The 8,870-nt window shown below is 40.4% G+C and carries 9 protein-coding genes; 7 read left to right on the top strand and 2 right to left on the bottom strand.

Annotated features, from left to right (window positions below; all coding sequences use genetic code 11):
* Positions 1-730: 730 nt before the first annotated feature.
* Complete coding sequence (locus tag WH37_RS35480; protein WP_156182287.1) at positions 731-901, bottom strand: hypothetical protein; 171 nt, start codon at positions 899-901, stop codon at positions 731-733.
* Positions 902-1,147: 246 nt separating this feature from the next.
* Here WH37_RS35480 and WH37_RS09600 point away from each other — a divergent pair, with 246 nt between their 5' ends.
* Together WH37_RS09600 and WH37_RS37035 are read left to right on the top strand one after the other, a co-directional pair.
* The gene (locus WH37_RS09600; protein ID WP_046230276.1) at positions 1,148-3,061 is read left to right on the top strand and encodes a hypothetical protein; all 1,914 of its coding nucleotides are present in this window, start codon (positions 1,148-1,150) and stop codon (positions 3,059-3,061) included.
* 287 nt (positions 3,062-3,348) lie between these two features.
* Entirely contained in the window at positions 3,349-3,474 is a 126-nt protein-coding gene (locus WH37_RS37035; protein WP_269431288.1) for a hypothetical protein, read from the top strand.
* A gap of 298 nt (positions 3,475-3,772) precedes the next feature.
* On the opposite strand, the gene WH37_RS09595 is transcribed toward WH37_RS37035, so the two are convergent.
* Positions 3,773-3,997 carry a helix-turn-helix domain-containing protein gene (locus WH37_RS09595; RefSeq protein ID WP_006040330.1) on the bottom strand — a complete coding sequence of 75 codons (225 nt, stop codon included), beginning with the start codon at positions 3,995-3,997 and terminating at the stop codon, positions 3,773-3,775.
* A gap of 217 nt (positions 3,998-4,214) precedes the next feature.
* Here WH37_RS09595 and WH37_RS09590 point away from each other — a divergent pair, with 217 nt between their 5' ends.
* The 5 genes from WH37_RS09590 to WH37_RS33470 all read left to right on the top strand — a co-directional run bounded on the left by WH37_RS09590 (position 4,215) and on the right by WH37_RS33470 (position 8,648).
* A complete protein-coding gene (locus WH37_RS09590) occupies positions 4,215-4,889 on the top strand; it encodes a tetratricopeptide repeat protein (RefSeq protein WP_046230275.1) in 675 nt (224 codons plus the stop codon).
* 100 nt (positions 4,890-4,989) lie between these two features.
* Positions 4,990-6,747, top strand: coding sequence for a sensor histidine kinase (locus WH37_RS09585; protein ID WP_046230274.1), 1,758 nt, complete (start codon positions 4,990-4,992; stop codon positions 6,745-6,747).
* Between the two features lie 162 nt (positions 6,748-6,909).
* On the top strand, positions 6,910-7,335 hold the full coding sequence (locus WH37_RS09580; RefSeq protein WP_046230375.1) for a MarR family winged helix-turn-helix transcriptional regulator: 426 nt from the start codon (positions 6,910-6,912) through the stop codon (positions 7,333-7,335).
* Positions 7,336-7,368: 33 nt separating this feature from the next.
* Entirely contained in the window at positions 7,369-7,965 is a 597-nt protein-coding gene (locus tag WH37_RS09575) for an NAD(P)H-dependent oxidoreductase (RefSeq protein WP_046230273.1), read from the top strand.
* 287 nt (positions 7,966-8,252) lie between these two features.
* On the top strand, positions 8,253-8,648 hold the full coding sequence (locus WH37_RS33470; RefSeq protein WP_052736902.1) for a hypothetical protein: 396 nt from the start codon (positions 8,253-8,255) through the stop codon (positions 8,646-8,648).
* Positions 8,649-8,870: the final 222 nt, after the last annotated feature.

Below are 8,870 nucleotides of genomic sequence, written 5' to 3'. Positions count from 1 at the left end.
ACGACCAACTATCGTTTTCTTAATCTTCAGACAAAATCAATGTCATAGTTTATGCAACGCTAGTGATCATCAATGGATTTATAAGTTAGAACTCTCGATTTTGTCAATATCAATTAATACCACTCCCTCACTGTATTTAATTAATTCCCAGTTGTTGAAGATCTGTATTCGACATAAATATTGGAAATTCCTATAATCCCAAAATTGGAAATAATTAGAAACAAGGAATCAAGTCCTGATCTATAAAAAAATGTATCCATTATTGTATAGCATAGTTGCTAAGGATAATGAAAGTGAGTGCAAATATTGTCATTATATGGTATGATATGGCGAAAAAGACCTAGCTTAAAACGGAGGGAGAGACATGCCTTCCCCTTTAACTGAAAAGGAAGTTAACCGATTATTTCAATTATTAAGAGACGAGCAATTGAATTACTTAAAAAGCATTTGAAACAAAGCAAAAAAGCAAATGATTGGAGAAGTTGGCATGCAAAAAAGAAGTTGTGCTACACTCCAACTCATCAATAGATGAAATTTTGGAAAAACTGAATGATTGGAAATTGAAAGAGGTATTAGATGGTGGTTACGGTAGTCGTCCCTATAAGTGTGAATGCTGAATTGATGTCCGCAGAACTCATTAATGATACTACCAACGGATTTCATAAAATTGATCTTTAACGCGATGAAATACTCATTAAGTATGAGCAAAGCTGGGAACTGCCGACAGATTTTAATGGGCTTCTTTTTCCGGATGATTTTCAAACACAAATTGATATTGGTCTTCCACTTTTATCTGTCCAAGCGAAAAAGATTCAAAAAAAGTTTCAGCAGGAATTATTGCAAATAATGCGGCACATAGAAATGGATAGAATCGCTCAATTTTGGAAAGGTCAATCAACATAAGTGTTTCATTCGGACGCTTCTTATTTTTCCCATTCGACAATCGGATCCATGACGTATGATGAAGTAATATCCAGACATTTGCCCAATTTGAAACAAATAAGAGAACATGAAAATGGAATTGTGAATCTAGTAATGCTTGGAAAGTGGAACAATGTTCAGCACATGATAAAGGACTTAAAGTATGGAAAAATTTTGGCTATTTAAAATTTTTATCTCAGATGTTTGAATTGTGGGGGTAGGTAAAATGTTTATGTACGATGTTGAAGAAATTAAAAATGCAGAAGTCCTCAATGACTTAATTAGCAATACATATAAAAATCATAATTTAGATGAAGTACTGAAATTGATAAAAATGACGGGGATTTGTGTTGATTTTTTTGGTTCAGGCAAACCTAAAAATGAAAAATTGTTTAATAAAGCAATGGAAACAATACATAGCTTAATATCTGATAAAGAAGAGACTAAAAAGCTTAAAGAGTTTCAGACAGAAATTATGATAATAAATAGTCTATACAAAAAGCTAATTGATGATTATGTCAGCCCAATCGAGCAACAAATTCCTGAAGATATACATGTAGCCGCATATGTTATTGCGTTAGAATTATTTTTATCTAATGATATTAAAAGGTTAAAGTACAAATCTGAACTTAACAATAACAGGGCTGACTACTTTGAGAATGTGGCCGAATCATCAGGGAATGTGTTGCAATATCTTTTGAAATACAAACAATTTCCATTAGAAAACTCAGAACGGAAGATAGATTTTGAGATCACAAAAGCTGCTTTTTCGCATATAAGAAGCTCTGAATATAGAGAAATCCTTGATATACTTCGTGAGGCTTGGAGTTATTTTGAAGTAGATATTAATCAGAATAGTATTATCACGGCAACTTCAAAAGGTGATAGGACAATGGGAAAGCAGATTTCCCATATGAAATTTTTAGATGTTCGTAATGCCAAACAAGCAAGACATGGTTATAACAAGCACCAATTATATGGAAAAGGTTCTACAATTTCGAAAACAAGAAAGCTGCCGCCAAAAGATTTTATTTCTTATAATGAACGAATGACCTGCGAGTTTATAGAAGAATATTTCTCTACGAGAGATTTGGAATTGAAGTTTCTTGACATATCCATTGCCGAGTTCATTAGAGCCTATAGCATAATATCAATTGAATGTGAATTGTTCATGAAGAAGCGAAAACTAAATTCGAGATATACTCAAATCTCCATAAATGATGTTTGCGTATCGAAAACAAAGAAAAAATGGATTTACTTGTTCGTTGAATGGGGACTTACACATAAGAATGCTGAAAAAATATTTGATGCATTGGTATTTGATAAGCACTCTAAGGATCTGTTTGATTGCCCCTTATTAAAAGTCGGCGAGGAATATATTGTTCTTCCTTCTATTGCTTCAATTACCGACCCTTCTCGTGCGTTATTATCAAATTTGAAAAGTAAAGAGGTAAAAATTAATATTAAGGGTGAGTTGTTTGAAGAGCAAATCAGAACAACTTTCCAAAGAGCTGGAATACAATTTATCCATTTGGAAAAGAAAGATTATGAATGCGATGCTGTATTTTCATTAAACAATGATGTATTTTTTGTTGAGGCAAAGCACTTAAATGATCCGACTTCATACCGAGAATACATGAGAAATTTGAACGAAATACACGATGCAATGAATCAGTTGAACAGAATTGTTGATTACTATGAAAAAGAAGAGAATTTGGAGTCAATACAGAATAGACTCGGTATTAATTCTATAAATAGCATATTTAGAATAGTCGTTACAAATACATCACAAGGTGAAAAACTAAAAATCGAGGGAGTTTACGCTATTGATGACATTGGGTTTTCGGGTTATTTATTAAGAAGACCTCCACGTAAACATCTTATGCATAAGGATAGCTTCTACTCCACTCCTGTTTTCAACGAATATTACGAGGGTGTTCCTAATTCCAAGCAATTTATCGACTTTTTAGAAAACAACCCGTTTATTGATCACTACAAGCAAAGGATTGAATACACCACCTTTGATTACACGGATCAACTTGGATTGAAATTTGTTGATTTTGGAGTGAAAGTAAATACAATTGTTAATGTCGATAAGCTAACACCAAGTGAGTTAGACGAATTCAACCAACTATTTTGAAACAGCATGTTGAGCAACTGAGTTAAACAACCAGTAGGGTGTGTTTCAAGCCCCATTTCCAATGTGATATGGTTTCGCACGCGCACATCATTAATTTTCTAGAAGACTTGATATTGAAGCATTATTTGGTAGTCAAGTGAAATCTTATTGCTTAAATTTCAAGTGGCAGATATGCATTGATAATGGTTTTTAAAGCAACATGATGAACCTGTTTTTCAATTCCAATTTCCTACCAATCTCAGCAATATGTTATAATAATTGAAAGTAATCAGACCGAGGTGAAGCCAATGAAATGGGAAGAGATTGCTGATTCACTTCCGGAACGTTTTGTATTGGTGGAAGCGATTAAAGCTAGCTCTAACAACCGAATTCGCAAACTTCAAGATATGGCGATTATTCAGGATTATGATTAATGGGAAAGCCAAGCGGATGTATGGGGTGGGCGGAACAAGCGAAATCTGCTATGAACAAGCATTCCACAGCTGACTTTGGAACGATGCAGATTCATCATTAAGATTGACCCATTATTGTGTACAATTGGATAAACAGCAACAAGCAGAATCCATAAGGATAAGCTGTTTGTTGCTTTTTTTATCCCACAAAAAATAAAGACAGCATAGCGCACTATGCTGCCTCGCGAAATACCATAAATGGTAACAACCTATTAGCAAATGGCTTTTGCCAAAGCAATGAAGAAGGGAGAGCCGTGAATTAAATCTGCAGCTCCCCGAGCTTGATTAGCTCGACAACCGCTTGCGAACGACCTTTAACGTTTAATTTTTGCATCACATTAGAGATATGGTTGCGGACGGTCTTCTCGCTAATGAACAGCTGTTGTGCAATATCTCGTGTTGTTTTGTCTTGGACTAGAAGCTCGAATACCTCGCGTTCACGATGTGTCAGTAAAAACTTGCTCTTATGGTCGCTACCTTTCACCTTTTTAGTCACCCCTCCTTGCTTGGGTTTTATGGTTTAACAAGGTTAAGGGATACAGTCAAAATATAGTATGAATGAAGGGTGCCAATGGTGCTGTCAGCGGAGAAAATGGGCGCAATCGGCGAAATTTATGGTATGATAGATGAAAATTTAACCAATTGACGCCGGAGCCGTTCCACTGAACGATCGCGGTGTTATTCAGGCATGGGAGGAACGAATGAGTAAAATCTTTTTATTTTTCTTCTTGACTTGGCTCACGGGAAATCCGTTTATTGCGATTATCGTGCTGCTGCTCATTTTGTATGCGCTGGATCGCCGATTTGTCGGCTTGACGCCTAGCTTTGTGCGGCCTTTGCGAAGATCGAGCCAGCTTAGAAAGCTGAGACGCCATGTCGATATGGCGCCTAACGATGTGTCCTCCAAGCAGGAAATCGCGAGAATTTTAATCGAGAAGAAAAAATATAACGAAGCGCTAGGCTGGCTTTCTCCTATGGAGCATACGCTTGAGGATTCCGCCGAATATTGGGACGATCTAGGCCTTTGCTTGCTGCAGGCTGGACAGACGGAGCGCGGCGAAGCAGCCATTAAACGGGCGCTTGCGCTGAACGAGCGGGTGAAATACGGCGCGCCGTATTTGCGTTTGGCTGCGTTATATGCAGGCAAAGACTCAACCCAGGCCATTTCCTATATTGAAGCGTTTCAGCGCATTCAATCGTCCTCCTGCGAGGCTTACGAGCGCTTGGCGGGCATTTACAGGACGATGGGTAAGGAACAGGATGCGAAAGATGCAATCGAGGAAGGATTGCGTATTTATAGAACGCTCCCGAAATATAAAAAACGCGGCGAGCGAAAATGGGCTCTTCGCCTGTGGTTCAGAAGATGGAGCAAGTAATGGCAAAGATTACTATGCGGCGTATGAAAAACGTTTATTGTCGTTTACCTAAAAATCGTACATAATCTAGTTAATAGCGTACACGATAGAGGAGCAATACATGCAGCGGAATATATGGTTTATGGCGATTTCGGTGATTGTAGTCATTATTTTATTGAATAACACAGCGTATTATTTTTTAACGAAAGAATCATTGGAAGATGCACTAAATCGGGAAGTAGCCGCTGTGGCCAGGCAAATTGAATTTTCAGTGGAGCAATCGCGGCTAGGGGCGGAGCGTTATCAAGATTTAATCGGCGATGAGCTTCGAGTTGTATCGATTGCTGCCCAATATGCCCTTGATCCCGATGTCGATAAAGTAACGAACGAGCAGTTGGTAGAGCTGAGCGCGAAGCTTGGCGTCAACCATATTACGCTGCTTAAGCGCGTAAAGGACGATATTTTACTGTATAAATCGTCCGATGAGACGCAGCTCGGCAAAAGCACGAAATCATGGGATCCTTGGTTCACCGTATTTAACCAGCTGTTCGATCAGCAAAATGTGGAAATCGACTGGCTTGGCAAATCGCTGCCGGGCTTTTGGAGCGGTCCTTTCGAGGTGGCTTCTACCGATCCGGGCAGCATTTATAAATGGGGCTATTATTTTGACGGGACCACGAATTACATAACCGATCCTTATATCAGCTACACGAAGCTGGCGGAATATGAGGAGCTGACGGGTGTAGATTCGTTGATTAAGAAGACGATTGAAAGCAACAAGGCGCTTCTGGAGGTTACGGTTCTTAATCCGGAAACGTTTGCGAAAGGGCCTTTCGAGACGGTTCACCCGAACGGCGAGGTGCAGGAGCATATTTTGCAGCAGCCGATATTGTATGGAAGTTATAATTATGTCGCCAAATCCGATGTAGCTAATGTGTCGAAGGCCTTTAACACGAAGCAAAATGTAACCGTCGATGAGGTAGTCAATGGCAAGCATGTTTTCAAAATGTTCATTCCCGTCTTTACCGAGGACAAAGGACTGAATATTGTGGATGAGAACGGCGTGCCAATGGACAGCTATGTGCTGACGCTGGTGTCCGATTATCAGGTTATTCGCGACCAGATGTCTACGCAGTTGTTGAATATTGCCATCATTATTGTCCTTGTAACGGCACTAAGCCTAGTGACGGCAGCCGTCGTGATGAATTATTACCGCCGTTCGCGCGATAATGCGGTGCAGGTCACCCAGCAAACGTACGTCGATGAAATCAATCAGATGTTTCATTCAATCCGGGCGCAGCGCCATGATTTTCTCAATCATGTACAGACGATCCATTCGCTTGCTGAATTGAACAAGCACGAGGAGCTCATTGCATATACGAAGGAGCTGACGGGCGAAATTCGGCAAATGAACGACATTATTAATATCGGCAATCCGGCGATTGCCGCGCTCATTCGCTCGAAAACATCGCAGGCGGAAAGCTACCGAATTATGTTTGAGTGCACCTTTACAAGCTTTGAACAGCTGGAAATGGGCGTCAAGACGCTCGATTTAAACCGCATACTTGGCAATCTCATTGACAATGCCTTTGATGAGACGATGAGATATCCGGAGAGCATGCGAATGGTTGAGCTGCACGGCTTGCAGCGAAATGGCTTTCTTGAGTTCACGATTACGAATACATGCGAGGATGCCGAGAAGGTGGCGGCTATGCCGCTCTTCCAATCGGGCTACTCCACGAAGGATCAGCAGGAACACCAAGGGCTGGGCTTGTCCATCGTGAAATCCATTGTAGACAAATATAAAGGAACCATTGACATTCATGCTGATGGACCTGACCGTCTGACCTTTTTTATCACGATTCCTCATAAAATATAATCGTTTTGCCGCGCAGCAGCTTCTGCTTTCCTTATGAAAGACAGGAGCTGCTTTGTTTTATAAATAAGCTAATCCTAAGATTACTTTGAGCGAAACTGGGGAAATTATAGCAATGAAAAATAAGCGCTTGAAAATACATAGATATCTATGTATAATCGTATTATGTTAAAACATAACGTCTTATCATTAGTTGCTAAAATTCGAGATAAAGCGAATAAGCGGATTGTCAGCGAGCTTGAAGCGAATCAGATTACAGGAATTGTGCCCTCGCATGGCGATATTCTCATGTTTCTGTATCGGGAGAAGCAGCCGCTGACTGTCAAGGCATTAGCGGAGAAAATCCATCGCACACAGCCGACGACTACCGTACTTATCAACAAGCTGGAGCAGCTTGGTTATGTAGAACGGACAAAAGACGAGAAAGACAGCCGAGTTTCGTTGATCACTTTGACCGAGAGGGGCCGGGAGCTGGAACCGATTTTTCTAGCTATTTCACAGCAGATTAATGACGTGATTTACGGCAGCTTAAGTGAAGAGCAGAGCTTGCAGCTAGAGCAGCTGTTGGAGCAAGTGCACGCCCAGTTTTAAAAAATATATTGATTATTTAGGAGGAATTTCACCATGAAACATCTTATCGTATTTGCCCATCCGAACGAAGACAGCTACAACCGTGCCATCTTGAACTCAGCGGTACAAAGCTTGAAAGCAGAAGGTCATGAAGTAACTGTACGTGACCTGTATGCCCTAAAATTCCAGCCGGTGCTGACGCCGGAAGACACAGCGGCAATGCGTGCTGGCCAAACGCCGGAAGATATTTTGACAGAGCAGAAGTACCTTACTGAAGCAGATGCGGTTACTTTTATTTATCCGATTTGGTGGACGGGTCTTCCTGCCATTCTGAAAGGCTATGTTGATCGCGTATTTGCTTACGGTTATGCATATGCGTACGGAGAGACCGGCATTGACAAGCTGCTTACCGGCAAAAAAGGCTTTATCATTAACACGCACGGCACGCCAAGCGAAATTTACGATCAAATCGGCATGACCGCTGGCATGAAGATTACTTCCGATACGGGGATTTTTGATTTTGTCGGTATCGAGTCCGTTGGACATTTGTTCTTCGGCAGTATCGGCCAAATCGGCGAAGCTGAGCTGAAAGCGAACCTGCAGCAGGTGGAGCAAACGGTCAAACGGTATTTCAGGGTTAATGAATTGTAACGAGTATTATCTATAAGCCTCTGGCACGACTGCTAATTAAGCAGCTCGGCTAGAGGCTTTTTTTTATTAGCTCCTTCTGGCATTAAATTAGTACAGAAATTTGACGATCTTGATTTTGACTCTCGTGTCATGTACGATCCTAATAACAAATTGGTTGTTATTTTAGAAAAAAACAGTAATACAGTCATTTCGACTTACAGTGAAACAGGTAATGCCATCGAAACAAGGATCTCCAACGGGAGATTGAAAAAGGCAACATGGATATTTAAGTAAGGGGGAATCCGTTGATGAACAGTGTGCTAAGAGATGAACAAGAGCAAGGGACTTGGATTGAGCTTCGTTTTTTAAGTCATGATCCTGAGCCTGACGAGGGAAGTTGGTTATTTGTTACGTTTGGGCGTCATGGCAAAACGGAACAGGAAAGCCGATTTGGTTGGACGAATAGAGTCGTACATGCATTTATTCATTTACTTAAGCATTTTCCAGAAGAAAAATATAACAGTTATTTTCTGCATATTGAGGAGGATTTTTTTCTGCGATGGGTGTATGAACGGGCTACAGATTGCTATTTGTTGATTTTTGAATATCAGGGTCAGCTTTTCCCTCTAAAAACGTCAAAGAGTGCTTTGTTAAATTGGGCGGGAGGGCTTGAGCTGAGCTTGCTGCAAGCCTCATCAAAATAGACGTTGGAAAATATTCACTGCATGAAACAGCTATATAATAAAAAACAAGGCGATTCTCCGGCATTAAATGCGGGGGTATTGCCTTGTTTTTTTTGTCTGGCATAAGCCTGATTTCGGCATCATCGAGTGGAATAGCCATCTTGTCCAATTAGATTAAAGTTCTTACACAAGCTGATGATGGCTTGCACCTTTCCATAGAAGTTGGTTGTCTCTTCATGTCAG

The sequence above is a fragment of the Paenibacillus algorifonticola genome (genome assembly GCF_000971975.1).
GTDB classification, from domain to species: domain Bacteria; phylum Bacillota; class Bacilli; order Paenibacillales; family Paenibacillaceae; genus Pristimantibacillus; species Pristimantibacillus algorifonticola.
The sequence above is the reverse complement of the archived record's forward strand: the minus strand, read 5'-3'. Positions and strand labels throughout refer to the sequence as shown.

Excerpts from the sequence above, each read along its gene's own strand:
- WH37_RS35480 (WP_156182287.1), bottom strand. The coding sequence starts at position 901 with ATGTTGATTGACCTTTCCAAAATTGAGCGATTCTATCCATTTCTATGT.
- WH37_RS09600 (WP_046230276.1), top strand. The coding sequence starts at position 1,148 with ATGTTTATGTACGATGTTGAAGAAATTAAAAATGCAGAAGTCCTCAAT.
- WH37_RS37035 (WP_269431288.1), top strand. The coding sequence starts at position 3,349 with ATGAAATGGGAAGAGATTGCTGATTCACTTCCGGAACGTTTTGTATTG.
- WH37_RS09590 (WP_046230275.1), top strand. The coding sequence starts at position 4,215 with ATGAGTAAAATCTTTTTATTTTTCTTCTTGACTTGGCTCACGGGAAAT.
- WH37_RS09585 (WP_046230274.1), top strand. The coding sequence starts at position 4,990 with ATGCAGCGGAATATATGGTTTATGGCGATTTCGGTGATTGTAGTCATT.
- WH37_RS09580 (WP_046230375.1), top strand. The coding sequence starts at position 6,910 with ATGTTAAAACATAACGTCTTATCATTAGTTGCTAAAATTCGAGATAAA.
- WH37_RS09575 (WP_046230273.1), top strand. The coding sequence starts at position 7,369 with ATGAAACATCTTATCGTATTTGCCCATCCGAACGAAGACAGCTACAAC.
- WH37_RS33470 (WP_052736902.1), top strand. The coding sequence starts at position 8,253 with ATGAACAGTGTGCTAAGAGATGAACAAGAGCAAGGGACTTGGATTGAG.